The organism is Pseudoalteromonas sp. SWYJZ19 (assembly GCF_015864375.1).
Taxonomy (GTDB): Bacteria; Pseudomonadota; Gammaproteobacteria; order Enterobacterales; family Alteromonadaceae; genus Pseudoalteromonas; species Pseudoalteromonas arctica.
Genome location: NZ_JADYXI010000056.1, coordinates 1 through 1,253, shown reverse-complemented (window position 1 = coordinate 1,253; position 1,253 = coordinate 1). Strand labels below are relative to the sequence as shown.

The window sequence follows — 1,253 nt, the reverse complement described above, 5'->3', positions numbered from 1 at the left end:
TTAATGCATCGTGTTTTGCAGCTTTTTTATATGAACAGATAAACCAGATAAACTAGACAGCCACTTTAATTGAACAAACAAAATGTTGCCATTAAATTTAATTTGTAGGTTAATAATATATCTTTTATCGACAGGTTATTTTCATTTCATCCATCAAATAAGTCATTAGCGCTCTTAATCTAAATTGCACGCATGAAAATGACTGCATGGTGCAGTTGTAATTTATTATTGAATAGTTTTACTGAGTAGTTTACGTTTTATGCCAGTAGCTTTTCGCAGTTACTGATATTCGCTCGCCGCTTTCGCTTTAAGTTTTCACAATAAGCTTCTTGTGAGGCTGGCCTGCCCACTGCACCACGAAATACGCGCGTAAATTGGGTTGTAAGCTTTAACCAGTTTTCTGGAGATATATTCACCCTTTCCAGTAAAGACAAATGTGTACTTTCAATATACCCTCGCTTGTCTTCTCGTATGCAACGTCCTGTTAATTCAACAAGTTCAAGGTACGATTTAAGCTCAAACGGCAGCCCTTTTGGCATTATTTGACGTGGCATCCCTGCAAAACGAAGGAGTTGTTTTGGCTGCTTGCCTTCTTTTGCGCATATTAAGCGTACTTGAGCGCTGGTATGGTCTGACTCTTCTGGCGTTTTAGCCATCTTGGCTCTAATGGGGTTTAAATCTACATACGCCATACAGGCGGCAAGTGCGGCTTCATCAAGCAGTGCTTGTGAGCTAAATCGACCCTCCCAAAACCTGCCAGTACAGTTATCTTCCTTATTTGCTCTGCGAGCAATATCTTCATTTAACAACCGCATAAACCAGCTAATACTTGATAGGCGCTCTCGATATTCCTTTACTGTTTGATTAAAAAAGATGAGTTCAACTTTACTTAGCTTTTCACCCTGTACATATTTTTGCGTTAACACTGTGCCTTTACAGAGTTTATGCCAGCGAATAACAATCGCTTTATCATTCAGCCTATTCGCTTTCTTATCATCAACATACAGTACTAAATGGGTATGATTACTCATTACGGCATAAGCACATACATCAATACAAAACACCTTAGCTAACTCAAGCAGTTTGTCTTCAACCCAGCCTCTACGATGCTCGTAAGACTTGCCTGTAAAACGGTCTTCGCCACATAAAAATGCACGGCGTACACAACGTGAAATACAGTGGTAGTACTTTGTATCAACCAAACTTACTTGACGCTTTCTTGCGATAGCCATAAGACACCCTGCTTGTTTTTT

1 protein-coding gene is annotated in these 1,253 nt (G+C 39.5%); it reads right to left on the bottom strand.

From position 1 onward, the window contains the following. Positions 1–257 precede the first annotated feature (257 nt). Positions 258–1,232: a transposase gene (locus tag I6F45_RS21215; protein WP_197120235.1), complete on the bottom strand. Its 975-nt coding sequence runs from the start codon at positions 1,230–1,232 to the stop codon at positions 258–260. Between the last annotated feature and the right edge of the window lie 21 nt (positions 1,233–1,253).

Coding starts and splice junctions, on each gene's coding strand:
- I6F45_RS21215 (WP_197120235.1), bottom strand. CDS start 1,232: ATGGCTATCGCAAGAAAGCGTCAAGTAAGTTTGGTTGATACAAAGTAC.